Here is a 23,668-nt window from a genome sequence, read left to right as displayed (position 1 = left end):
GAATTGGGCGACACGCCGGACGCGACAATTACAAACTGTTCAAGAAGTTTTCCAGCGGCGAGATGTTGCCCAGCTTGGGTACACGGTAGCCTGAGGTGGATTCAATGACTTGCAATACTTCGTCGGACCGTAGCCACGGTAGCAGAATATCCATGGCTGGAAAAGTCAAATCGTTGCTGTGCAGCACCAAAAAATAACGTTCAGTGGACACCGGGCGGAAATGCAGCTTGTAGTGCTCGGCGGCTGCCCGAATGCCCAGGCCCAAATCACCATGCCCGGCTGCAATGGTGCAGGCCACAGCCAAGTGGGAGTTTTCTTCGTGGTAGTAGCCGGGTAATTCTTCCGGGTTCAGGCAGGCCTTGGTGATGAGTGCGTTGAGTTGGTGGTGTGTGGAGGATGCTGAATTTCGATTGACCAGCAAAGCCTGTTTTTTGGCCACATCATCCAGCGTGGGCTGTCGCGTACCGGCGCGGCTCATCCAACCCACCTCACGTTCAAACAGTTCAATCACTGACAGGTTGGCACCCCGCAGCCATTTGCGCATGATCTGATGCACATGGGAATGTTCTGCCTGGCCCACCGGCAAATGGCAACCAGCCACCCGCACTTCTCCCCGGTGGAGGGCTGACAAGGCGGCAATGCTGCCTGACCAGCGCAGCGACACTTGCAGGCGCTTGTACAGTGCTGTGTTTTGGAACAGGCTCTGCAAGGCGTAGTCGTCGCTCATGGCCAGGCTGATCCAGGGTTTGTTCAAGTCCACATCCAGCCATTCGGCGTTGAGCTGCTCAACCACGACACCCAAGTCTGGGGCCATGCGGACCTGGCCTTGCTCCACCATCCACAGCACTTTGTGACCAAAGCGCGTCAGGCATGCCCCTGCGCGGCCTTGGGTGGCAATCATGTCTTCACCCAAGAGGTTGTTCAGGTTTTGCACTTGGGACCACAGGGTGCGATACGACACGCCCAGTGCCTTGCAGGCAAGGGATAGCGACCCGTGAGTCTGGATGGCTTCCAGCACTTGAAGCAGGCGTGCATCCAGTTCAATCAATTGACCGTCGTCTTTTTTCCAGCGGGCGGCGACCTTCAAATTCAGCATGGGGCCTCAAGCAAGGTGTTGGTGGGTTTAGGCATGTCGATTGCTTGCCTGATTGGCCATACAATCAAAACAGCAGCACCCGAGGGGGCAGTACACCATGAATACCACCATCAGTATATTCGCAGAGCGCTTGGCACTTGCTGCAAAGCGTATCCACCCGTGCGCTGTCTTGCTCTGTGTGCTTGCGATTTTCGGGCCATGCCCCGTCTGGGCGCTTGAATCCAACCAATCGGTAGACCTGCAGCTCACCGGCGGCGATCCGCTGGGCTCCATGCAATGGCCCGATTTGAAAAACCAATACTTGGGGGCCAATGCCCGTTCACAGTTTGACTCAGCCATCAAAGTCACGGTGCCGCTGTTTGCTGAAGATGCGATGAATGTGCCTGTGAGTTTTGACGCGTCGGCATTGGGTGAGGTAAAAAAAATCATGGTCCTGGTGGATCGAAATCCGATTCGCAAGGTGCTGGAATTTGTGCCGGTCAAAACAAAGCCTGCATTGAGTTTCCGTTTCAAGTTGGAACAGGCCAGTCCCATTCGCGTGGCCGCTTTAACGCCCGACAACGTCTGGCACGTGGGCTATGCCCACATTGAGGCCTCTGGCGGGGGGTGTACCGTGCCGGGTGCAACTCGCGCGGACGGGAGTTGGCCCAAAACCCTGAACCAGGTGGCGGGCAAACTGTTCGACCCCAATGAATTGCGACACAGTGCACGCCTGCGGGTGCAAGTGTCGCACCCCATGGACACGGGTTTGGTGGCTGGGGTACCGGCTTTTTACATTGAAGAGTTGACCTTGCAGGACAGCCGCCAGCAGGTATTGGCACGCCTCTATCCTTTTGAGCCGGTGTCGGAAAACCCGCTGTTCTCCTTCGACTTTGATCGTAAACCAGCAGGACCGGTGAGTTTGGTTGGCCGTGATAACAATGGCAACCGCATTGACGCGCAGGTGCAGCCATGAGTCGTCCCGCTCTGCGCTTGGCACAGTTGGCCGTGCGGGTATCCATGATTGTATTGCCGGTCATGAATGCCCATGCGGCGGATTTGCCAGATTTACCGGTGGTGGCCCAGCCCCGGGCCGACAAAGCGCGGTTGGACTATGACCTGAAAGCAACCGACCTGGGGCGCGGCTGGCATTTGATTGCGGGTGCCAATGATGACTTCAGCCAAGCCAACGGCTGCAACATCATCAACACCGGTTTTTTGCAAACCGACCGCGGCGTGGTGGTGATCAACACGGGCACATCCCGGTTGTACGGCGAGCAGCAGCGCGCCTTGATCGACCGCGTGACTGGCGGAAAACCGGTGTTGCAGGTCATTGCGCTCAATTTGCATCCCGACTATTTCATGGGCAACCAGGCTTATCCGGCCAACACACTGAATGCCACACCGGGCACGGCACAGGGCATTGCGGCCGAGGGCAAAGCCTATGAGGACAATTTGTTCCGCTTGTGTGGCGACTGGATGAAAGGCACCCAGACGGTGATTCCCAAGCCCGGCATTCAAACAAACGGAAACGTGGAGATGGCCGGGCGCCAACTCACGTTGCTCGAACTGAAAGGGCACACAGCGTCGGACCTGGTGGTGTTTGATCGGGACAGTGGATTGATGTGGGCGGGCGGCTTGGTATTTCACAACCGGATTGTGACCACACCCCATGCACAGCTTCAACCGTGGATTGAAAGTCTGCGGGTTTTGAAAGACCTGAAACCCTCGATGGTTATACCCAGTCATGGTCCCATTTCCAAGGGTACTGAGGCCATCGACCAGACCCTGGATTACCTGACCTGGCTGGACGGCCGTTTGACGGCGGCTGCGCGGTCTGGGGCGGAAATCAACGATGTGATGCAAGCCGGCGCCCCGGAGCGGTTTCGTCGCTTCGCGGCCTATCCCGCCGAGTTTTATCGCAATGTGACCAACCTGTACCCCGCCTATGAAAGGGCTGCTTTGCGGAACCCGTGAGCGTGGAACAGGGGTGTGTCAGGTGTTTCAATCTGGAACACTTTGAGCGTCGATTGTGTGTCGGGGTGTTCAATTTAGAAGAAGTACTCGGATTGGCACGAAGCTTGCGAAAAGGTTTCTCGGGTCGTCTGGTGTGATGAACATCGGACGTTAAACCTCAGTTCAGCAACGACAGACAAGCAACGACAAGAGAGAGGAGAAATTCAAGATGCGCAAGACACTGATTGGCGCAATGGTGGCAGCCGCACTGGTTGCACCGGCAGTAGCCTCAGCCGGGGTTACCGATGCAATGATTCAAAACGATGCCAAGTCCACCGAAGACATTCTGTCTTGGGGCATGGGCACAGAGGGACAGCGTTACAGCCCTTTGAAACAAATTACATCCCAGAACATCAACAAGCTGACACCGGTGTGGTCGTTCTCCTTCGGTGGTGAAAAGCAGCGTGGCCAGGAAAGCCAGCCCGTGATTCACAACGGCAAGATGTTCGTGACAGCCTCTTATTCTCGCATTTATGCACTGAATGCGGAAACTGGCGAAAAGATCTGGAAATACGAACACCGTCTGCCCGAAGGCATCATGCCTTGCTGTGACGTGGTGAACCGTGGCGCTGCGTTGTACGACAATCTGGTGATCTTCTCCACACTGGATGCCCAGTTGGTGGCCCTGGACCAGGACACCGGCAAGGTGGTCTGGAAAGACAAGATTGACGACTATGCTGCCGGTTACTCCAACACGGCTGCCCCCATCATCGCCAACGGTCTGGTGTTGACGGGTGTGTCCGGTGGTGAATTTGGTGTGGTAGGTCGCGTCGAAGCGCGTGACGCCAAAACCGGTCAAATGGTGTGGGTGCGCCCCACTGTTGAAGGCCACATGGGCTACAAGTTTGACAAGGACGGCAACAAGATCGAGAACGGTGTTTCAGGAACCACCAACGCCAGCTGGAAGGGCGACCTGTGGAAGACCGGCGGTGCAGCCACTTGGTTGGGCGGTACATACGACCCCAAGACAGGTTTGGCCTACTTTGGTACCGGTAACCCAGCGCCATGGAACAGCCACATGCGTCCTGGCGACAACCTGTTCTCCTGCTCCACCGTTGCTGTGGATGTAAAGACCGGTCAAATCAAGTGGCACTACCAGGGCACACCGAACGATGGTTGGGACTATGACGGTGTGAACGAGTTTGTGACCTTCGACATGAACGGCAAGCGGGTGGGCGGTAAAGCTGACCGCAACGGCTTCTTCTATGTGATCGATGCGAACAACGGCAAGCTGGAAAATGCCTTCCCCTTCGTGAAGAAAATCACGTGGGCCAAAGGTGTTGACCTGAAGACCGGTCGTCCGATTTTTGATCCAGCCAACCGCCCTGGCGACCCCACGGTCAAAGATGGCAAGAAGGGTGAAACTGTGTTCTCCGCACCGTCCTTCCTGGGCGGCAAGAACCAGATGCCGATGGCTTACAGCCCCGACACCGGTCTGTTCTATGTGCCTGCCAACGAGTGGGGCATGGAAATCTGGAACGAACCCATCACCTACAAGAAAGGTGCGGCTTACCTGGGCGCTGGTTTCACCATCAAGACATTGCCTGGCGTGGACTACATCGGCGCACTGCGCGCGATGAACCCCAAGACTGGCAAGATCGAGTGGGAAATCACCAACAACGCGCCGTTGTGGGGTGGTGTGCTGACCACCGGTGGCAACCTGGTGTTCTGGGGTACGCCTGAGGGCTACCTGAAAGCTGCCGATGCCAAGACCGGTAAGGAAGTGTGGAAGTTCCAGACAGGAACCGGCGTGGTTGCACCACCCGTGACCTGGAAAGGCAAGGATGGCAACCAGTATGTGGCCGTTGTGGCTGGCTGGGGTGGCGCTGTTCCCCTGTGGGGCGGTGACGTGGCCAAGCGCGTGAACTACCTGGAGCAGGGCGGTTCAGTGTGGGTGTTCAAGCTGTCCAAGTAATTTTGTAGGCAAGCAAGGCGGCAACCTTCTGGTTTTTGGTTGAATCGGGGTTGCCGCCGCAGTAAAGGATGTTGTTTCACCCCCGAGTTTCTTGCCTGCTCCGCAGGAAACTTGCTCGACGCAAACGTGTTCATCAAATTGCTCCTTGGGACCTTTCTTTGGTCATGATTGGGGATCAAAGAAAGTTGAAGCGGTTTGTGAGTCTCCTAAAACGAATGCGTCTTTGATGCCCGGCTTTATGCCGGGCTTTTTTTTAGCGCTGATCCAGTTCGTCCCGACGCAGTGGCACCAACAGGACAGTGCCCACCAACATCACACCAGTGGCCACCAACAACGAGCCGGAATAGCTTCCTGTTGCTGCGGCGATGTAACCTGCCATGGCCGGGGCGGCAATTTGCGCCACACCGTAACTGAGGGTTAGTTTGGCCATGGCTTTGGCTGGATTGGCCGGAAAATAACGACCGATCAAGGTCAGGGTAAGACTCACAATGCCCACAAACGTCCCGCCAAACAGGATTGCACTCACAATGTTCAGTGCAACGCCTTCGGTAATCACCGGCAAAACGATAGAGACGATTTGCAACACATACGCAATCAGCAGGGCACCGATGACGCCGGTTGACCGGGCGATCCTGTCCCACACAAAACTGGAGGGTGCTGCCGCCAAGCCCACAATAACCCAGACCCAACTGCCCCGGCCCGCCAGCAGTGGCAGTTTTTCCAGAATGGCCACAATGAATGTGGCGCTGAGCACATAACCAAAACCTGCACAGAAATAAGTCGCCAGCAGCAGGTTCAATGTTTTGCTGGACGGTGGCGGTGGGCTCATGGCCTGAGCCTGAGCAGAAACGGCCAGCGGTGCTGGCAACCAGAACCAGGCTGGCAGCAGCGTGATCATCGCCAACACGCCAAACGCAATCCATTGTGCATCCCACTGCAGGTGGGGAATCATGATGGCCACGGCCGCGCCGGACAGCATGATGCCCAGCCCCACGCCGGCAAAGTGCAAACCAAGCTCGGGTTTGTGGCCTTGTCGCATGAGCCAGTTGAGCACCAGGCCAGATGCCAGCAGCATGCCCGCTGTGCTGGACAAGCCCCCGATAAACCGCAGGATGGACCACAGCACCGGATCGGTGGTCATGCCCATGGCAAAGGTGCTGACCACGCCCAGCACCAGGCCAATGCGGTACAACACAAATTTGGTGGTGAGGTCTGCAACATTGGCGGCCAACAAAGCCCCGGCGATGTATCCCACATAGTTGAAGGTGGCCAGCCAGCCGCCGGCCAGGTAGCTCAGCCCGGCTTCGGTGCGCATCACCGGCAACAACGGCGTATAGGCGAATCGGGAAATGCCAACGGTGAGCAACAGCGCGCAAATGCCAGCAAACAGCACTTGTGCGCGGTGTGTGGGTTGAAGGATGCCAGTCTTTGGCGGTGTGGCGGTATTCATGAAGCGGGCAAGGCGGTTGGAAGCGCCCAGTGTACTGCGCTGCGCCAAAAAATTCCCTCAGGGTTTAACTGGCCCCCATGGATGAAGGCCATAAAAAAAAGCCCCTTGCGGGGCTTTGTTGGTATCGTCAACGCTTAAAACTTGTAAGCCAACTGGGCAGACAACACATAAGCGTGGCCGTCGGCCTCGCCCACAATGGTGTTTTGCTGACCTGTGGCAACACTGCCTTCCGTGCGGTTCACGCTGGCGCTCTTGGGCTTCACATATTGGAATGCGACATCGACCGTGGTTTTCTTGTCGATCAGGTATTGGGAACCCAAAGCCAGTGTGTAGCGGTCTTCATCGGGCAGGCGCACTGTGCGGCGTTCATCCGGCACGGGTGAAATGTCGTAGGCCAAACCACCTTTCAGATTGATGTGGTCGTTGTATTTGTAAATCCCACCCACAGCGAAACGCCAGGTGTTCTTCCATTCATAGTCCTGCGGGGTGAGGGCAGCCGCACCCGCTGCTGCATTCTTGCGCTGGAAGTCCAACTGCTGGATGGTGCTCCACTCGGTCCAGGTGGCATCGGTCAGCAATTGCCACTTGGGGTTCAGTTGGGTGACGCTGGAAATGGCCAGGCTGGCTGGCAAGCGGATTTTGGAGGTCAGCTCACTGTTGGAGAACGCAGTGGCCACAGGGCCTGGCACGTTGCTGAAGGTGACGTTGCCTTCCAGATCTTCTTCAATGGATGAACGATACGCCAAGCCCACCCGGGTATTTGGGGTGATTTGACCCATCACACCCAAGTTGAAGCCGTAACCCCAACCGTCACCCTCAATGGAGGTCAATCCTTCTGAACCGCCGAACGGCGCAAAGTTGACCTTGGAGGTCAGTTTTGCATCCAGCTTTTGTGCGGATATCCCAGCGCCCACCGACCAGTCCTTGTTCCATTGATAGGACATCGACGGGTTAATGTTGATGGACTTGATGTCGGATGTCACACCTTGGAAGCGGCCAGCCCAGTTGGGGTCGTAGTCCGTCTTCAGGCCAAAGGGGGCAGTAACGGATACACCAAAGTTGATCTGGTCGTTGTACGGAACCACCAGGTGAAAATTGGGGATGTAGCCTACATCGCCAAATGAGGTGCTTCCGGTAGAACCTGTGCGACCCGGGGGCGAGGTGACGCTCGATGTGTTGAAGTCCGCATTCAAATCCACATAGTGGGCACCGAGCACAAACTGACGCTCCTTGATGCGGCTCATGGATGCCGGGTTGAACCACGCCGCGCTGGCATCTTCGCCAATGGCGGCCTTGCCTGCAAAGGCGACACCAGCACCGCTGGCATTTTGTTCCAGAAGGGCAAAGCCTGCAGCGTGAGCGGTGCCTGCGGCACACAACAGGGCCAGGGCGGCGGGGAGGGATCGAAGTTGGAATGGGCTCATGTCTTCCTCATGGAGGTGGTTCTGAATGTGCGCCCATTGTAAGCAGAATTCTGAACGGTCGTGCGGAAATGTGTCAGTAAATTACTTATAATTTGTTAAATTGTTGTATTTTGGTAATTAAATAAATTAGACGGTCTGTCAATGAATCAGGCTTGCTGAAGGGGGTATGCCGCACCGCCCAGCCGATATTTCCAATGCGCAACACCCAACAAAAGCAAGGCACTGCCCACGAGAATCCAGACGCTGAAGGCAACGGGATATTCGGCATGGCTGGCCCATGCATGTCGAAGCAGGTCCACACCATAGGTGAATGGATTGAGCTGCGCCACGAGGCGTGCTGCAGCTGGCATGCCGTGGGTGGGGTACAGCGCACCGCTGAAAAAAAACACTGGAAAGATCACGAAATTCATCAGCACGGCAAAGCCATCAATGGTCTTTGAAAACACGCCACACAACACACCGAGCGCTGCACAGGTGAATGCACACAGGGCTGTACCCAGCGCAAGTAATCCTAGGTGGGGTAGCGTGAACTGCCCCACCCACCCAAACCAGGGTGTGAGGGATAGGCCCAGCCGGTGCAAAGCCCAATTCAGGCCTTCCAGCAACACCAGCACAAGGCCCAACAAGCTGGCTTGAACCAGTGCGCCGATTGTGGCCGCGCAGGTTTTGGACAACAACACATGAACCGGGTGAACCGGTGCGGTGACCAGCAGTCGCATGGTGCCCGCGTCTTTGTCCAGCGCAATGGACAAGCCGCCGATCATGCCGCCAAAGAGCATGGTCATGGCCATAACACCGGGTAGCAACCGGATGTTGTAATCGGCCCCAGCCAGGGCTTGAAGACCACCACCAATGACCCACAGCCACAGCAAAGGCCTCACCAGGGAAGCGGCCAAACGGTCGCGCTGACGAATCAATTTGCGCAGCTCCCGGGATAGAACTGCTCGATAAAATGCAGTGATCATGGTGTTTGTCGCTGGTCCAGCGTCCACAAAAACCAGTCGGTCAGGTTCACGGCACGCGTGCTGGTCAGTTCCGGGTTGGGCATTTGGTCCAGTGCCTCTTGGGGGGTGCCCTGCCAGTGCACCCGTCCCTGGTTCAGAAACACAACTTGATCGCAACTGCCTGCTTCATCCATTCGGTGGGTGGCCACGAGGATGGTCAGCCCGCTGTCGAATTGCAGGGCCTTGAGTGTGTTCCACACTGCTTGACTGGACGGTACGTCCAGTGCGTTGGTGGGCTCGTCCAGAATCAGCACCGCCGGGTTGTGCATCAGCGCTCGTGCAATGTCCACCAGGCGTTGTTGCCCACCAGACAAGCCAGCCACGGTGCGGTTTAACAGGTCAGCAATCGGGAACACAGTGGTTAGGGCTTCCAGTCGTTGTTCAGATGCGTGGCGACTCAGGCCCTGCAAACCAGCTGCAAAATGCAGGTTGTCTCTCACCCGCATGAAACGGTCCAGTGACACCGACTGGAACACAAAACCCAACTGCGAGCGTGCCTTGGGGCCCAGTATCCGCACATCCTGACCCTGCAGGTGAACATGGCCGTTGGCTGGCTGAATCAGGCCCGCAATCAGGCTGATCAATGTGGTTTTACCGGCACCATTGGGGCCGAGCAACCCCACCAGGCTGCCTGGGGGCAGGTTGAATTCAACCGCTTCAAGCGTGGCCTTGGGACCCCATGAAAAGTGAAGGTTGTGGCAGGCCAGGGCGGGAACCAAGTTGCAGGACACGGTTGATCAGGACTTGCTCAGGTGCAGCGAATTGGCGTCATTGCGATACCACACCACGGGTGCCTCGGTCATTGCCGCACCAGGCTGTTGTGCTGCCTTCTGAACTCTGTAGATGCCGGCATTGGGGCTCATGTGTTGAGCCTGCTCCACAAATTGCACCACTTTTTCATGGTGAGGCGATTTGTGGCAGACCGGGTCCGCCTGGGTGGCATCGCCGGTAATGAGGTAGGCCTGGCAACGGCAACCACCGTAGTCCTTGGATTTGTCGGGGCAGGTACGGCAAGGATCTTTCATCCATGTGTCGCCGCGGTAGCGGGTAAAACCATCGGATTCGTACCAGATGTGTTCAACACTGTGGGTTTTGACATTTGGAAAGTCAAAGCCTGGCAGCATGCGGGCGGCCTGGCAGGGCAGGGCGGTGCCATCCGGGCTGATGCTGAGAAACACATTGCCCCATCCACTCATGCAAGGCTTTGGGGTTTTTTCAAAATAGTCGGGCACCACAAAGAGCAGCTTCATGGCATTGCCCAGTTTGTCTCTCCACACCTGAACGCGTTCTTCGGCATGTCGAAGCTGTTCATGGGTTGGAATCAATGCAGCCTTGTTCTGATAGGCCCAGCCGTAGTACTGGGTGTTGGCCAGTTCCAGGTATTCCACGCCCAACTTCTCGGCCAGTTCGATGATGGCATCGATGTGATCCAGGTTTAAGCGATGCAACACCACATTCAGTACCATGGGCCAGCCAGCAGCCTTCACGGCCTGAACAATCTCCAGTTTTTTGGCAAATGTTTTCGTGTCTGACAGTGCATCATTGGCCGCTTGAGTGGCATCCTGAAAACTCACCTGAATGTGGTCCAGGCCCGCCTGTTTCAGCGCCTCAAGGCGGGCAGGCTTCAGGCCGATGCCCGAGGTGATCAGGTTGGTGTAATAACCCAGACTGTGACCGTAGGCCACCAGCTCTTCCAGGTCGTCCCGCAGCAGTGGTTCCCCGCCAGAAAAGCCAAGTTGCACCGCACCCAAGGCGCGGGCTTGTTTCAGGGTGTCTTTCCAGGCCTCCGTGCTGAGCTCTGTCTGTTCGCGCGTGTAGTCCACCGGGTTGTAGCAAAATACACAATGCAGTGGGCAACGGTACGTGAGTTCAGCCAGCAACCACAATGGTCCGGCGGGGCGGGGTTGTGCAGTGTTCACGGCAGGCTTATTCAATCCAGTTTCTGCGTTGGGCTTCCTCCAGCATGCTGGTGATGTCTTTGCCCAGGTTGCTGGTGGTGAACTTGGCTTCCAGCGTGGCGATGATGTCTTCCACCGTGCGTGATCCGTCACACAGCAACAGGATTTCGCTGGCCGACTGGTTCAACTTGACCATGCCCTCCGGGTACAGCAGGACATGGGTTTTTTGGGCTTCTTCGTATTGAAGCCGAAACAGCCGGTTGAGTGTGGGGTGACTGGGAAGATTCATGGCGCTGGGTGCAGGGGTAACCATCATGCGGCTTTTTTCCGGTCGTTGGGGTATGCGGCAGCAATCGCGTCTGACATGCTCCACAGCACATCCAGCTTGAATTGCAGGATGTGGAGTGCCCGTTCTTGCTGAGCTCGGGTTTGAAAATATTTCAAGGTGACTTCAAGGCCGTGTTCCACATCGCGCTCGGCCAGGCTGATGCGGGATCGAAAGTAATTCAGGCCATCGCTGGCTACCCACGGGTAATCCTTGGGCCAATTGGCCAGCCGCTGCTTGTGTATTTCTGGTGCAAACATTTCAGTCAGCGATGAACAAACAGCCTCTTGCCAGGGGGCATGCCGTGCAAAGTTGACATAAGCATCCACGGCAAATCGAACACCAGGCAATACCAGTGACTGGTTCCACAGTTGGTCCCGATCAATGCCCACTGCTTCACCCAACCGGCTCCATGCTTCAATCCCACCCGCGTTCTCGCCAAATCCATCATGGTCCATGATGCGCTGAATCCACCGACGGCGAGTTTCGCGATCATCGCAGTTGGCCATGATGGCGGCATCTTTTTGCGGAATATTGACTTGGTAATAAAAGCGGTTGGCTACCCAGCCTTGCAGTTGGCTTTTGCTGAGTTTGCCTTCACGCATCTGGATATTGAAGGGGTGATGAATGTGGTATCGGTCACCCTTGCTGCGCAGTTGAGCCTCAAATTCAGCGCTGTTCCAGGGTTTGCCGCTCATGCCAAAATCTCCATCCCGTCATAGGACACCTCGATGCCATTGTCGGCCAGAACGGCGCGCTCGTCGCCGTGGTCATACAAAATCGGATTGGTGTTGTTGATGTGGATCAGCACCTTGCGTTGGTGTACGAACTGCCGCAATTGGCTGATCATGCCCGACCCCTTTTCTCCCGGTTTATCGGTTTGTGGAAGGTGACCCATGTCAGCAGCCATTTTGCTGGAAAAGCCCTGGGTGATCATTTCGTCTTCCGTCCAGAAGGTGCCGTCAATCATCAACACATCGGCCGCTTGCATGTAAGGCAGGATGTTGGGCGTGATCTCGCCCAAGCCCGGCGCATAAAAAACAGTCTTGCCGGTGGCGATGTCTTCAATCAGCAAACCAATGTTGTCACCAACCCGTTGTGCATATCGGTTGGGCGAGTAAGGCGGCGCCTTGCTGATCAGGGGAATGGATTTGATTCGGATATTGTCCAGCGGTGCGATGCTGAAGGGTTCGTCACATTCGGTGCACAGCGGGGTCCACTTCACACCACAGTAAAAGCCCAAGGTCGGCACCAGCGGCAGGCCATTGGTGAGGTCTTCCCACACGGCTGGAGTGGTGTACAGGCGCATGGGGGTTTTGCTTTCACGCATCATCAACAGGCCGGTGGTGTGGTCGATTTGCGCATCCATCAAAATGACCGCGGCAATTCCAGAGTCCCTTGGACTGCGATTGGGCTGTAATTCAGGCGTGTTCTTGATCTGGGTTAGCAGGTCTGGCGATGCATTGACCAAGATCCAGTTGTCAGAGCCATCGGAGATGGCGATCGATGATTGTGTTCTGGCTTGATAACCTGGCGCACCAGCACGAACAGACCTGCAGTTTTTGCAGTTGCAGTTCCATTGCGGAAAACCACCGCCAGCCGCAGATCCCAACACTTTGATTTTCATTGTTTGTTTGCTGTAGGGTAAAAAAAACCCCGAGCCCCATGGTGGGTGCCCAGGGTTTGTTCGATCGCTGATTAGCGATTGGCGATGTACATGGTAATTTCGAAGCCGAAACGCATGTCAACGAAAGATGGTGTAGTCCACTGCATGAAAAATCCTCCTTGTACTTTTTGAAGAAACCCTTCTGCTTCCGGGAAGGGGCTGAGCTTGAAGCAATTGACTGTTTTCGAGTATTGCCACTCTCAATCCGTATTTAGCAAAAGCCGTGCCTTGGCTGTTTTTCCTCGTCGATGTGTTTCATTCTGGAACACTTTTGAATGCAAAAAGGCGCAAGCCTTGTGGGCCTGCGCCTTGGGAAGATCACCAACGGAGGGTGGTTGGGTGATCAGAAGAAAATGATCGCGCCCACTGCAAAGGTGCTTGCTTCACCTTTCTGTGAACGCTGGGCCAATGTGCCGCCCTGGTATTTCTGTTCGATATTGATGTACTCGGCACCGATGGTCAGGCTGGGTGTCAGGTTGTGATACAGGCCCAACACATACTGGTTGGTTTCATCCAGCATCAGCGTGTTGGCTGCTGTGTCAGCACCCGTGGCGTCCAGGGAGGAAGAGCCGTAGTTCACGCCAATTTTGGTTTTGGGCGTGATTTTGTAGGTGGCTTGTGTGAAGTAACCTTGTGAATCACGCTTGCCGCCGTTGGCGTCATACCCGCCGAAGCCGATCAGGGTGGTACCCACGCCGCTGCCGCCGAAGTAGTTGCCAGTCAGGTTCAAATCACCAAAATTCAGCGATCCACCGGCTTCATAGCCGTTGAGCTTGCGGTCACTCGCAGCGGTTGCGCTTTTCTGGGATTGATTGATGAAGGACGCCCACAGTTTGCCAGTGTTGCCCAGGCTGTACGTGGCCAGGCCCTGGAAGCCAGGTGAACTGTTTTCGACTGTGTTTGCCGCGCCACCCAGGTTCTTGGGCTGGAAAACGCCAGCCGACAGGCTCAGGTTGCCAATTGCCGGTGTGGTGTAGGTGATTTGGGGTTGAAACTCGGTGTAGATGTAACCAGCGCCGATGGAGCCCAGTGTGGTGTTCAATACACCGTTGTAACCGGAACCGCCACCCACAGCCAAGAGGGACATGTCATTCAAAATGGCGTTTTGACCAAACAGGCCGATGTCGCGACCTGCTTTGATCGTCCCCATTTCGGCATTGCCGAACTGCAGGTAAACGCGACGCTGGTCGCCCACGGTTTGGCCTACGCCGCCAGAAAATGCGCCTGCGCCTGTGTTGGTGGTGCCTGGATCGATGGAGATCACGGCTTTCAGGTCATATCCTTCCTGTCGGGTGGATGCGCTGAACACAATGAAGCCTGGCAGCAGACCGTTCTGGATCGTGGTGCGGTCTTGTCCGGTGTTGGTGGCTGTGCCACACACACTCAAGGCACCAGAGGCTGGCGACAAGCTGCCAGCAGCAGCGCCAGCACCAATGTTGTCGCAACTGGTGCTGTTGTAGTAGGCATTAACGGAGCCGGAAATGTCCATTTCCCATTCGCCTGCCTTGAACCCGATTGCGTGGGCCGATGTACCCATGGCTGCCAGAATTGAAGCTGCTACTATTTTTTTGCTGATCATGAGATCAACCCTCCAGTTTTAGTTTTAAAAGTTGTTGCTTGTTGTCTTCCAAAGCCCGTCCACATCACGCCAGCGTTTTGTGGACTTGGAGGGCACAGGGCAAAAGACGTGCCAGTTCGCAACCAATTGAAATCATTGGAAAAAATAAAAATTGTCAGAAAAACTTCTACAAACCGGGAAAACACTGTGACAGGGGGCAAGCGCCTCGGACTGGAGCAGAAATGGCACGTGTTGTGACAAGTGTGTGATACAAGGCGTAACAGGTGTTCTGAACCTGTTACACCGTGTGCAAGCCATGAGCAATAAAAAAGCCGCCCTCGGGCGGCTTTATATCCAAGCTCACAGCGTGAGCCTGAAGCTTGGATTATTTGGTGTTTAAGCGGCGGTAAATGGTGTTTCTGGAAATACCCAGCATTCTGGCTGCTGCACTCACATTGCCCCGACAGCTTTCAAGTGCATCCTGAATGGCCTTGGATTCCAGGTCATCCAGATTCATGGGAGCCTCGCTGGGCCGTGCTTGCATCGCGGTGTGTTTGCCACCCAAGTAACCTTGCGCGCGCGCGTCATGCAAGTTGCGGTTGTCAGGTCGGTTGTCGGGTCGATTGTCGGGTCGATTCTCTGGCATGTAGTCAGCCGTAAAATCGTCCCGGTAGGTGGGCCGTGTGTTGACGCCAAAAGCACCCGACGGATGGTGGTCAGCGGGCTGGCTTTGCTCGGGACGGCTTTGGCTAAACCATCCATTGAATCGTCCTTCGCGGAATTTGCTGAAGGTCTGGTCCAGGCCGTGTTGTGGACTGGGTGCAGTACGGACTGGCGATGCGATGTCGCGTTGCACCGGTGATGCAGTCTTGGCCGGTGAATGGACTTTCACCTGGAACGGAAACTTGCGCACGGCCTGGGCCTGCCCCATATTGCTGCGCACCTGAAAAGCTGGGCGCCGGTCGTCGCTGGCCGATTGAACCTGTTCATGCAGCCGGGAATCCATCCTGACTTGAGCTGTATCGGGCCCCGGTTCATGGCTGACTGGGTGATTGGATTGGCCCGTGGATGTCGGGGCCTTGTCCATCCGCAAGGTTTCCCATTCGTCCAGAAAGTCATCGGGTAGGTGGTCCCACTCAATCATCTCCCGATCTTCAGCCATAACGCTGGCTGTGCGCAGAATGTTGGTCAACTGTCGGATGTTGCCGGGCCAGCTGTGGGTTTGAAATGCCGACAAGACTTCTGCAGAAACCTTGATTTCCGGGTTGCTGGACTCATTTTCCAGAATGCGCTGAATAATGCGCGGCAAATCTTTCCGCTCACGCAGTGCCGGCAGTTTCACCACCAATCCGTGGAGACGATAATACAGGTCTTCCCGGAAATCCCCGATGGCAATTAGGTCGCGCAAGTTTCGGTGGGTGGCGCAAATCACCTGCAGGTTGACCGGAATACTTTTTTGGCTGCCCAAGGGGGTTACTACCCGTTCCTGAAGCACGCGCAGCAAGCGGGCCTGAAGCGAGATGGGCATGTCTCCAATCTCATCCAGGAACAGCGTACCGCCATTGGCTTGCAATATACGGCCTTGAGATCCCTTTTTCTTGGCACCTGTGAACGCGCCGTCTTCGTAGCCGAACAATTCGGATTCAATCAGTGTTTCCGGTATGGAGGCGCAATTAACCGCCACAAAGGGATAGTCGTGTCGAGGCGAATCGTTGTGAATGGCCTGGGCCAGAATCTCTTTGCCGGTGCCGGTTTCCCCGAGAATCAGAATCGGGATGTCTTTGTCGATCACTTTGCCGACTTTCTCGATGACCTTGGCAATTTGCGGATCGCCTGTGTTGAGGTATTTCAGGCTGGACAGGTGGGTTTTTTTATTGCACTGGGTGTTGCCGGATGACTTGGTTTGCACCGCACTTGTTGGCGCTGTTGCTGGGTTGCAATCGCTGCCTTGTTTGGCCAGTCCCACCGCATCAAAAAAGCGGCTGCGGCCGACCGAACCCAGACTGGCCCGAGCGGTCACCTGGTTGCCGTTGTGCAAGCAGAGCGTCAAGGGAATTGGATTGGCTGTGCGGTAATGGTCGATGAGGGACGACAGGGGCATGCCAAACAGCGAACTGAAGGTATGCGACTTCAAGGCGTTGCTGGACATACCGAACTGGATCATGGCCGCCCGGTTGGCCGCCAGAAACTTGCCGGCAGGGGAAAACGCTGCGGCACCTTCCACCACAGAACCGAGAAATTCCCCGCGCTGGTGGAAGTGCAAAATAATGGCGTCTTGGAAGGATGAGTTGAACAGATGGTTTTCAATCATCTGGGCAGACATCCGAACCAACCCCATGGTGTGGCGGTGGTAGCTGCGGTAGTCACCGGTCACGTCCAGCACGCCGATCGGCAAACCCGTGGGGTCAAAAATGGGTGCAGCCGAACAGGTCAGAAATCGGTTCACATCCAGAAAGTGGTCCTGACCATGCACCACCGTTGGCAATTCTTCAATGAGTGCGGTACCAATGGCGTTGGTCCCTTTGCTGCTCTCGCTCCAAGTCACGCCGGGCGACAGGGCCACCTTTTGAGCCTTGACCAGAAAATCGTCATCGCCCAGCGACTCAATAATGGTTCCGCTGGCATCGGTCAGGAGCACCATGCTGTGGGTGTTGACCACCTGTTCGTACAGCGTCTCCATGAATGGCAGCGCGCAGGACCGCAAGCGGTTGTTTTTCTCAACCAGCTCACGCAACGTTGCGCCCGGTGGTGGGGCCATTTCAACCTTGGTGCCGGTGTCCAAGCCTGCTGCACTGGATCGCTGGTGGGCGCGGCGAATGAACTCCAGATGCCCCTCTGTGCCCGGATCAATCAGTTCCAGCACTTGGGCCCTTGAAGCGACGCCTCCAGTATCCTTGTCGGATAAGTAAGTCATCCATGTCTCCTGCTTTTTGTGGGTGCTGCATTGTTATAAGTATGATGTGCGGTGCTACCAAGCCGCGAATGTCGGATTCTTCTGATCCGTACATTAACAGTGTTGATCGCTGATGCAAGCACTGTGCCAAGTCTCTGCAAGGTGTTGCAAAACTGAACACTTGACCCACCCAAGATATCACACATTGAGCGAAAGGATTGTCAAACAGTTCGGTGTATTTAAACATGTTTAACATTCTGGTTTGCGTTGCAGCAAGCCAGTCTTGGGCGCTGTGGAGGGTCGCTGTGGCGTGGTTGGCATGGGGCTTGCAAACGAAGGCAGCGTTCGATATTTAAAACAGACAGGAGTTGTGATGTTTGCTCGTAAAGCCGCACTGGCAATTGTGTTTACCTTGGCATCCAGCGTTGCCTTGGCCCACGGTGACGTGGTCCCGCAAGCTGTGGATGTTTCAACCTTGAAGCCACTTGGCGACAATATGCTGGACAGCAACCCGTATTCCGGCGACAAAGAGGCCATCCGTGTGGGGTCTTCAGCGTATAACCAGAACTGCGCGCGGTGTCATGGGCTGGAAGCGGTGAGCGGCGGCATTTCTCCTGACCTGCGCAAGTTGAACGATGAATGCGCAACCCTCACCAATAAAAAAGCCAAAGCCCAATGTCAGGTGGACATTGACAGCTATTTCCGCAATTCGGTGCTGGGTGGCAAGGTTCGGGACGGACGCGTCTACATGCCCCCATTCGCAGGCATTTTTGGTCAAGAGGCCATCTGGGCCATTAAATCGTACATTGAAACCCGCAAGTACGAATAAGCTGGGCTGACCGTTTATGTTCAGGCCGGTCAGTTCAATCTGGCTGGCCTTTCGTTTTGGGTTTACAAAACAATCACAATGCCCAATGAGGGCAGATCATCCTTCAGGAGACCTTTCATGAACATGTTGCGCCGTGCTCTGGCGAAAAATTTGGCCCATCTGGGTTTGATGGCCGCTGTTGTAATCTGGCTGCCCAGTGTTGCAAAGGCCCAAGAGTTGGAGGATTGGGAGCGCGTGAAAGCGGCAGGTTTTCTCAAGGTCGCCGTCTACAACAAGCTGGAGCCCTATTCGGACCAAGGTAAAGGTTTGGATGTGGACATTGCCACGGCGCTGGCCACTCGGTTGGGTTTGAAAATACAGGTGCGCGCGTTCAACGAAGACGAAACCATGTCCGACGATTTGCGCAACATGGTTTGGAAAGGACATTACCTGGCTGGCCCACCCGCTGACATTTTGATGCACGCTCCCATCGATGACTATGTGATGAAACAGGAAAAACAGGTGCTGTTTTTCAACCCTTATACCCGGGACGATATTTTCGTGGCTCGCAACGTCAAAGCCTTGCCTGAGCTCACCAGCCTGGAGCCCTTCATGAAGGAGGGCAATAAGATTGGCGCCGAGGCTGCCTCATTGCCCAGCCAGTTGTTGGCAGGTGCTGACAGTGGGTCTTATTCGGCCAACCTGGTGAACTTCAAGACACCTGGGGAGGCTGTGGAAGCCCTGTTGAAAGGCGAGTTGGTTGCCGTGATGGCGACCCGTGCCGAACTGGAAGGTGCGTTGGCCAAACACCCGGAGGCCAAAGGGGGGTTTTATGTGTCCCGAGTGCCGCACAACTCATTGCCACCGAAGGGGTGGGTGGTGGGCATGGCCACCAAGAAAGGCAATCAGGTGCTGGCTGAGAAGCTGACCACCGCGATGAATGAGCTTCGCGATTCGGGTGAGTTGGCGAAGCTGTTTCAGAAGTATGGGTTGACTTACGTTCGGCCTTGATTGTTGTTGGTATTTTGAGGGGTGCCGCTGTGTGACGGTCTTTCCCCCAGTGACCGCCAAGATCAGGCACTGCGCGTTCACACCCGTTGGATGCGTTATTTCTAGCGCCACTGCGCGGTCACACCCCTTTGCGACGGCCAATCTGTTGTTCAAAACCTGGACCTCGCATTCGCTGAGGTCGACCCTCCAAAAGAGACGGTCGGGAATCGACCTCTGGGCCAGCCTAAAGGCTGTGCCCACCGCGCCTGCTTGGCACGGTTTTGCAGATTGTCCTGATTGTCGCTGCAGGGGAGGTGAACCGCGCATCGCCGCATACACATGGATCCCAGCAACACCGGTGAGCCCGGCGCCGAACATTCAGCTCCCCGATCGGTTTGACCCGCTCAGCATTCGAACACACGGACCGGGATGTTTGAGCCACGCAGTGGCGAGTTCTCGGGACGGTTCGACATGCGCGGGGCAACCTTTACTTTTCGGGAGGCGTTCGGACCGGGCCACCGGTGTTGCTAGGGGGGCAATTAAAACGGCACGACCTGCTGGTCCTGCATGGCGGCCATGAAATCGCAACGCAATGAAACACCTGTTTCAAAAAGCAACAGGTGTTCAGTCTGAATGAGAGTGGTTTTCAAAAACTCGGAAATCTGTTGCCGAATGACCCTTGTACACCCTGCTTTGGTTGGCAGGGTTATTGCATAACAGTCTTTGAATGTGGGTCACAAACCCGCAAGCCCAGAACAAATCCAACAAATCAAAGCGAGGAACACGGGATGCAAAAGTCTCTTCACATCACGCCTGACAAGTGCACAGGTTGCCTGCAGTGTGAAATGGCCTGTAGCTACGAGAACTACCAGGTCTTCAACACCTCTTTGTCGCGAATCAAGGTTTTCGACTTTCACCACACTGGCAAGAAAGTGCCCTACACCTGCACGCAATGTGATGAGGCTTGGTGTCTGCATGCCTGCCCTGTTGAAGCGATTACGCTGGACAAAACCAACGGTGTGAAAGTGGTCAGCGAGTCCGTTTGCGTGGGTTGCAAGGTGTGCACCATCGCTTGCCCATTCGGAACCGTTAACTATGTTCAGGAAACCGGCAAGGTTCAGAAGTGTGACCTGTGCGGTGGTGACCCTGCCTGCGCAGAGGCCTGCCCGACGGGTGCCATCACGTTTGTGGACTCCAACTGGACCGGCTTGGACAAAATGAAGCAGTGGGCCGACAAGCTCGGCAACCAGACACACGCATAAGCAAGAAAGCGAAGGGAGAATTTGACATGGCATGGACCAAAAAAGTATTGCGCGTGAACCTGACCGAAGGCACCTGCAAAACCGAAGATCTGCGCATGGACTGGGCCAAGACCTATCTGGGTCAACGCGGCCTGGCCACCAAATATTTTGTGGAAGAAGTGGACGCCAAGGTGGATCCACTGTCGATTGACAACAAACTGATGTTTGCCACAGGCCCATTGACTGGCACGATGGCGTCGACCGGCGGTCGTTATTCCGTGATCACCAAAGGCCCGTTGACAGGCGCCATTGCGTGTTCCAACTCCGGCGGTTACTGGGGTGCCGAGTTGAAAAACGCTGGCTGGGACATGGTTATTCTGGAAGGCAAGGCTGCCAAGCCAGTCTACCTGTTCATCGAGAACGAAAAGGCGACCCTTCTGGATGCGTCGGACCTGTGGGGCAAAAGTGTTTGGGAAACTGAACCCGCCATCAAGACCAAACACCAAGACCCGCTGATCCGCGTGACATCGATTGGCCGCGCCGGTGAAAACCAGGTGTTGTACGCGGCGATTGTGAACGACCTGCACCGTGCAGCCGGGCGTTCAGGTGTGGGTGCTGTGATGGGCTCCAAGAACCTGAAAGCCATTGCTGTGCGTGGCACCAAGGGTGTGGGCAATATCGCCAACCCAAAAGAGTTCATGAAGGTGACCTTCGAGAAGAAAAAAATTCTGGCTGAAAACGCGGTAACAGGTCAGGGCTTGCCCACCTATGGCACCCAGGTGCTGATGAACGTGATCAACGAAATGGGTGCCATGCCCACCAACAACCACCGCGAGGTGCAGTTTGATGGTGCCAAGGACATTTCCGGCGAAAAAATGCATGAGAAGCGCCCCACGGACGGCAAGGCCAACCTGGTGACCAACCAGGCCTGTTTTGGCTGCACCATTGCCTGTGGTCGCATTTCCAAAATCGACGAAACCCATTACACCGTGGAAAACAAGCCACAGTACTGGGGGGCATCCGGTGGTCTGGAATATGAAGCCGCCTGGGCCCTGGGCTCGTCCAATGGCGTGAACGATCTGGAAGCACTGACCTACGTCAACTTCCTGTGCAATGAACATGGCATTGACCCCATTTCATTTGGTGCCACCGTGTCTGCGGTGATGGAACTGTACGAGATGGGTGTGCTGACCGAGCAGCAAATTGGCGTGAAGGCACCGTTTGGTTCGTCCGAAGCGTTGACCAAGTTGGCCGAATGGACTTGCAATGGCGAAGGCTTCGGCAAGGAAGTGGGCCAAGGCTCCAAGCGCTTGTGTACCAAGTACGGCCACCCCGAGCTGTCCATGAGCGTGAAGGGTCAGGAATTCCCGGCCTACGATTCTCGCGGCATTCAGGGCATGGGTTTGACCTATGCCACGTCCAACCGGGGTGCTTGCCACTTGCGCTCGTACACGGTCGCCTCGGAAGTGCTGGGTATTCCTGTCAAGACCGACCCATTGACCACCGACGGTAAGCCCGGATTGGTGAAAGCTTTCCAGGATGCCACCGCGATTTTTGACTCGGCCGGTATTTGCGTGTTCACCAGTTTTGCCTGGACTCTGGCCGATGTTCAGCCGCAGGTGGCGGCAGCCTGTGGTGAAGAATTCGACATGCCCAACCTGGAAACCATGGGTGAGCGGATTTGGAACCTGGAGCGCCAATTCAACCTGGCTGCGGGCTTCACCAAAGCCGACGATGATTTGCCAGCGCGCTTGAAAAAAGACGCCGCCAAAGTGGGCCCAGCCAAAGGTTTGGTCAACGGCATCGACAAGATGCTGCCGGAGTATTACGAACTGCGTGGCTGGGACAGTGAAGGCCGTCCAACCAAAGCCACACTGGAGCGTCTGGGGCTATGACCAATCGTTCCAACACAACGCGGCACGTTATCTTGGGTAACGGGCCTGCGGGTGTGGTCGCTGCCGAGCAAATCCGCAAGCAGCGGCCTCACGATTCCATCGTGATGGTGGGCGCAGAGCCTGAGCCTCCCTATTCCCGCATGGCCATTCCCTACCTGCTGATCGGCCGGGTGGATGAAAGTGGCACCTATTTGCGCAAAGACCCGGACCACTTCAAGAAGCAGAACATTGAAGAGGTGCGGGCCTTTGCCAAGAAGTTGGACACGGCCAACAAGGTGGTGCACCTGGACAACGGTCAACTGTTGCCTTACGACAAGCTGCTGATTGCCACGGGTGCCCGCCCCATTTCTCCGCCGATTCCCGGTGTGAACCTGCCAGGGGTTCACCCGTGCTGGACCCTGGAAAACGCGCGTGAAATTATTGAGCTGGCCAAGCCCGGGTCACGCGTGTTGCAGATGGGTGCCGGCTTTATTGGCTGCATCATCATGGAGGCCTTGGCCTTGCGCGGCGTCAAGCTGACCGTGGTCGAGATGGGTAACCGCATGGTGCCCCGCATGATGACGGAAGGTGCTGGTTCCATGATTCGTGACTGGTGCATTCACAAGGGCGTGAATGTGTACTGTTCGACCAAAGTGGAGGCCATTGAAGAAGGCACTCCGCTGCGTGCACGTTTGTCCAATGGTGAAACACTGGAATGCGATCTCATCATTTCGGCAACCGGTGTCAAACCCAACCTGGATTTTTTGGAAGGGTCTGGTCTGGAAGTAGACCAGGGTTTGCTGGTGGATGACCACATGCAAACCAATGTTCCGGATGTTTACGCTGCTGGTGATGTGGCCCAGGTTCGTGATTTTTCGACCGGCCAAAAAACGGTCAACATGATTCAGCCCGCTGCCGCAGACGATGCGCGCATTGCAGCGCAGAACATGATGGGCCTGAGAACCAAAACCTTGGGTAGCTTGGCCATGAACGTGCTCGACACGTTGGGCCTGATTGCTGCGAGCTTCGGGCAATGGTGGGGGGCCGAGGGTGGTGAAAGTGTGGAGTTGAAAAACACCGGCGGTTTTACCTACCTGCGGCTGGAGTTCAAGGATGATGTGCTGATCGGGGCCACGAGTTTGGGCCTGACTGACCACGTGGGTGTCATGCGGGGTCTGATTCAGGGCAAAATCCGGTTGGGCGAATGGAAAGACCATTTGCTCAAGGATCCGACCCGACTGATGGAAGCCTACCTGGCTTGCGCACAATCCCAGAGCACATGGAAATTACCTTCAAACTCTTTGCAACACTGACCGATTACTTGCCGGAGAGCCGCGTGGACAACGCGGTTCGCCTGCAGGTCACCGAGGGCAGTACTGTTCAGCAACTCATCGACCAGTTTCACCTGCCGGAAAAGTTGACCCACCTGGTGTTGGTCAACGGTGTGTATGTGGATCCGGCCGATCGCGTATCCAAAGTGCTCACCGATGATGATGTGCTGGCCATTTGGCCACCCATTGCGGGCGGTTGA

The 23,668-nt window shown here is 55.8% G+C and carries 21 protein-coding genes; 9 read left to right on the top strand and 12 right to left on the bottom strand.

The genetic code is table 11. The annotated features are described in order from the left end of the window. Positions 1 to 28: 28 nt before the first annotated feature. The gene (locus NQT62_RS09510) at positions 29 to 1,096 is read right to left on the bottom strand and encodes a substrate-binding domain-containing protein (RefSeq protein ID WP_256764484.1); all 1,068 of its coding nucleotides are present in this window, start codon (positions 1,094 to 1,096) and stop codon (positions 29 to 31) included. Positions 1,097 to 1,193: 97 nt separating this feature from the next. Between NQT62_RS09510 and NQT62_RS09505 the strand changes: the two genes are divergently transcribed. The 3 genes from NQT62_RS09505 to NQT62_RS09495 all read left to right on the top strand — a co-directional run bounded on the left by NQT62_RS09505 (position 1,194) and on the right by NQT62_RS09495 (position 5,006). Further along, complete coding sequence (locus NQT62_RS09505; RefSeq protein WP_256764483.1) at positions 1,194 to 2,051, top strand: quinoprotein dehydrogenase-associated SoxYZ-like carrier; 858 nt, start codon at positions 1,194 to 1,196, stop codon at positions 2,049 to 2,051. Beyond that, entirely contained in the window at positions 2,048 to 3,052 is a 1,005-nt protein-coding gene (locus NQT62_RS09500) for a quinoprotein relay system zinc metallohydrolase 1 (RefSeq protein ID WP_256764482.1), read from the top strand. The genes NQT62_RS09505 and NQT62_RS09500 overlap by 4 nt, the downstream gene beginning before the upstream one ends. Before the next feature lie 208 nt (positions 3,053 to 3,260). Next, complete coding sequence (locus NQT62_RS09495; RefSeq protein ID WP_256764481.1) at positions 3,261 to 5,006, top strand: PQQ-dependent methanol/ethanol family dehydrogenase; 1,746 nt, start codon at positions 3,261 to 3,263, stop codon at positions 5,004 to 5,006. A 253-nt stretch (positions 5,007 to 5,259) separates the two neighbouring features. Here the strand turns inward: NQT62_RS09495 and NQT62_RS09490 are convergent, their stop codons facing one another. From NQT62_RS09490 to NQT62_RS09435, 11 genes are all read right to left on the bottom strand, one after another. Continuing rightward, the gene (locus tag NQT62_RS09490; protein ID WP_256764480.1) at positions 5,260 to 6,504 is read right to left on the bottom strand and encodes a YbfB/YjiJ family MFS transporter; all 1,245 of its coding nucleotides are present in this window, start codon (positions 6,502 to 6,504) and stop codon (positions 5,260 to 5,262) included. A gap of 86 nt (positions 6,505 to 6,590) precedes the next feature. After that, positions 6,591 to 7,880 (bottom strand): OmpP1/FadL family transporter, encoded by a 1,290-nt coding sequence (locus tag NQT62_RS09485; RefSeq protein WP_256764479.1) that lies wholly within the window; start codon positions 7,878 to 7,880, stop codon positions 6,591 to 6,593. Positions 7,881 to 8,026: 146 nt separating this feature from the next. Then, a complete protein-coding gene (locus tag NQT62_RS09480) occupies positions 8,027 to 8,845 on the bottom strand; it encodes an ABC transporter permease (RefSeq protein ID WP_256764478.1) in 819 nt (272 codons plus the stop codon). Further along, positions 8,842 to 9,615, bottom strand: a complete 774-nt coding sequence (locus tag NQT62_RS09475; protein WP_256764477.1) for an ABC transporter ATP-binding protein — start codon at positions 9,613 to 9,615, stop codon at positions 8,842 to 8,844. Before NQT62_RS09475 ends, NQT62_RS09480 begins: the two co-directional genes overlap by 4 nt. A 6-nt stretch (positions 9,616 to 9,621) precedes the next feature. Next, on the bottom strand, positions 9,622 to 10,803 hold the full coding sequence (gene pqqE / locus NQT62_RS09470; RefSeq protein WP_256764476.1) for a pyrroloquinoline quinone biosynthesis protein PqqE: 1,182 nt from the start codon (positions 10,801 to 10,803) through the stop codon (positions 9,622 to 9,624). Between the two features lie 7 nt (positions 10,804 to 10,810). Then, entirely contained in the window at positions 10,811 to 11,098 is a 288-nt protein-coding gene (gene pqqD, locus NQT62_RS09465; RefSeq protein ID WP_256764475.1) for a pyrroloquinoline quinone biosynthesis peptide chaperone PqqD, read from the bottom strand. After that, positions 11,095 to 11,805 carry a pyrroloquinoline-quinone synthase PqqC gene (gene pqqC / locus NQT62_RS09460; RefSeq protein WP_256764474.1) on the bottom strand — a complete coding sequence of 237 codons (711 nt, stop codon included), beginning with the start codon at positions 11,803 to 11,805 and terminating at the stop codon, positions 11,095 to 11,097. The genes pqqD and pqqC overlap by 4 nt, the downstream gene beginning before the upstream one ends. Beyond that, on the bottom strand, positions 11,802 to 12,734 hold the full coding sequence (pqqB, locus tag NQT62_RS09455) for a pyrroloquinoline quinone biosynthesis protein PqqB (protein ID WP_256764473.1): 933 nt from the start codon (positions 12,732 to 12,734) through the stop codon (positions 11,802 to 11,804). Before pqqB ends, pqqC begins: the two co-directional genes overlap by 4 nt. 71 nt (positions 12,735 to 12,805) lie before the next feature. Continuing rightward, positions 12,806 to 12,880 carry a pyrroloquinoline quinone precursor peptide PqqA gene (pqqA, locus tag NQT62_RS09450; RefSeq protein ID WP_083797182.1) on the bottom strand — a complete coding sequence of 25 codons (75 nt, stop codon included), beginning with the start codon at positions 12,878 to 12,880 and terminating at the stop codon, positions 12,806 to 12,808. 236 nt (positions 12,881 to 13,116) lie between these two features. After that, a complete protein-coding gene (locus NQT62_RS09445; protein ID WP_256764472.1) occupies positions 13,117 to 14,352 on the bottom strand; it encodes a porin in 1,236 nt (411 codons plus the stop codon). 364 nt (positions 14,353 to 14,716) lie between these two features. Then, positions 14,717 to 17,245 carry a sigma 54-interacting transcriptional regulator gene (locus NQT62_RS09435; protein WP_370569157.1) on the bottom strand — a complete coding sequence of 843 codons (2,529 nt, stop codon included), beginning with the start codon at positions 17,243 to 17,245 and terminating at the stop codon, positions 14,717 to 14,719. Positions 17,246 to 17,597: 352 nt separating this feature from the next. Between NQT62_RS09435 and pedF the strand changes: the two genes are divergently transcribed. The 6 genes from pedF (at position 17,598) to NQT62_RS09405 (ending at position 23,668) form a co-directional block, all read left to right on the top strand. Further along, positions 17,598 to 18,053: a cytochrome c-550 PedF gene (pedF, locus tag NQT62_RS09430; RefSeq protein ID WP_256764471.1), complete on the top strand. Its 456-nt coding sequence runs from the start codon at positions 17,598 to 17,600 to the stop codon at positions 18,051 to 18,053. 117 nt (positions 18,054 to 18,170) lie between these two features. Beyond that, a complete protein-coding gene (locus tag NQT62_RS09425) occupies positions 18,171 to 19,043 on the top strand; it encodes a substrate-binding periplasmic protein (protein ID WP_256764470.1) in 873 nt (290 codons plus the stop codon). 767 nt (positions 19,044 to 19,810) lie between these two features. Next, positions 19,811 to 20,284 (top strand): 4Fe-4S dicluster domain-containing protein, encoded by a 474-nt coding sequence (locus NQT62_RS09420; RefSeq protein ID WP_256764469.1) that lies wholly within the window; start codon positions 19,811 to 19,813, stop codon positions 20,282 to 20,284. Between the two features lie 26 nt (positions 20,285 to 20,310). Beyond that, positions 20,311 to 22,158: an aldehyde ferredoxin oxidoreductase family protein gene (locus NQT62_RS09415; RefSeq protein ID WP_256764468.1), complete on the top strand. Its 1,848-nt coding sequence runs from the start codon at positions 20,311 to 20,313 to the stop codon at positions 22,156 to 22,158. Then, positions 22,155 to 23,450 (top strand): NAD(P)/FAD-dependent oxidoreductase, encoded by a 1,296-nt coding sequence (locus tag NQT62_RS09410; protein WP_256764467.1) that lies wholly within the window; start codon positions 22,155 to 22,157, stop codon positions 23,448 to 23,450. The genes NQT62_RS09415 and NQT62_RS09410 overlap by 4 nt, the downstream gene beginning before the upstream one ends. Then, on the top strand, positions 23,417 to 23,668 hold the full coding sequence (locus tag NQT62_RS09405; RefSeq protein WP_256764466.1) for a MoaD/ThiS family protein: 252 nt from the start codon (positions 23,417 to 23,419) through the stop codon (positions 23,666 to 23,668). Before NQT62_RS09410 ends, NQT62_RS09405 begins: the two co-directional genes overlap by 34 nt.

Origin of the sequence: Limnobacter humi (genome assembly GCF_024518835.1) — a bacterium.
GTDB classification, from domain to species: Bacteria; Pseudomonadota; Gammaproteobacteria; order Burkholderiales; family Burkholderiaceae_B; genus Limnobacter; species Limnobacter humi.
This window is presented reverse-complemented; position numbering and strand designations above follow the sequence as displayed.

What these genes read in the sequence shown, in the direction of transcription:
- NQT62_RS09510 (WP_256764484.1), bottom strand. Translation starts at nt 1,096, where the DNA reads ATGCTGAATTTGAAGGTCGCCGCCCGCTGGAAAAAAGACGACGGTCAA.
- NQT62_RS09505 (WP_256764483.1), top strand. Translation starts at nt 1,194, where the DNA reads ATGAATACCACCATCAGTATATTCGCAGAGCGCTTGGCACTTGCTGCA.
- NQT62_RS09500 (WP_256764482.1), top strand. Translation starts at nt 2,048, where the DNA reads ATGAGTCGTCCCGCTCTGCGCTTGGCACAGTTGGCCGTGCGGGTATCC.
- NQT62_RS09495 (WP_256764481.1), top strand. Translation starts at nt 3,261, where the DNA reads ATGCGCAAGACACTGATTGGCGCAATGGTGGCAGCCGCACTGGTTGCA.
- NQT62_RS09485 (WP_256764479.1), bottom strand. Translation starts at nt 7,880, where the DNA reads ATGAGCCCATTCCAACTTCGATCCCTCCCCGCCGCCCTGGCCCTGTTG.
- NQT62_RS09480 (WP_256764478.1), bottom strand. Translation starts at nt 8,845, where the DNA reads ATGATCACTGCATTTTATCGAGCAGTTCTATCCCGGGAGCTGCGCAAA.
- pqqD (WP_256764475.1), bottom strand. Translation starts at nt 11,098, where the DNA reads ATGATGGTTACCCCTGCACCCAGCGCCATGAATCTTCCCAGTCACCCC.
- pqqC (WP_256764474.1), bottom strand. Translation starts at nt 11,805, where the DNA reads ATGAGCGGCAAACCCTGGAACAGCGCTGAATTTGAGGCTCAACTGCGC.
- pqqB (WP_256764473.1), bottom strand. Translation starts at nt 12,734, where the DNA reads ATGAAAATCAAAGTGTTGGGATCTGCGGCTGGCGGTGGTTTTCCGCAA.
- NQT62_RS09445 (WP_256764472.1), bottom strand. Translation starts at nt 14,352, where the DNA reads ATGATCAGCAAAAAAATAGTAGCAGCTTCAATTCTGGCAGCCATGGGT.
- NQT62_RS09435 (WP_370569157.1), bottom strand. Translation starts at nt 17,245, where the DNA reads ATGACTTACTTATCCGACAAGGATACTGGAGGCGTCGCTTCAAGGGCC.
- pedF (WP_256764471.1), top strand. Translation starts at nt 17,598, where the DNA reads ATGTTTGCTCGTAAAGCCGCACTGGCAATTGTGTTTACCTTGGCATCC.
- NQT62_RS09425 (WP_256764470.1), top strand. Translation starts at nt 18,171, where the DNA reads ATGAACATGTTGCGCCGTGCTCTGGCGAAAAATTTGGCCCATCTGGGT.
- NQT62_RS09420 (WP_256764469.1), top strand. Translation starts at nt 19,811, where the DNA reads ATGCAAAAGTCTCTTCACATCACGCCTGACAAGTGCACAGGTTGCCTG.
- NQT62_RS09415 (WP_256764468.1), top strand. Translation starts at nt 20,311, where the DNA reads ATGGCATGGACCAAAAAAGTATTGCGCGTGAACCTGACCGAAGGCACC.
- NQT62_RS09410 (WP_256764467.1), top strand. Translation starts at nt 22,155, where the DNA reads ATGACCAATCGTTCCAACACAACGCGGCACGTTATCTTGGGTAACGGG.
- NQT62_RS09405 (WP_256764466.1), top strand. Translation starts at nt 23,417, where the DNA reads ATGGAAATTACCTTCAAACTCTTTGCAACACTGACCGATTACTTGCCG.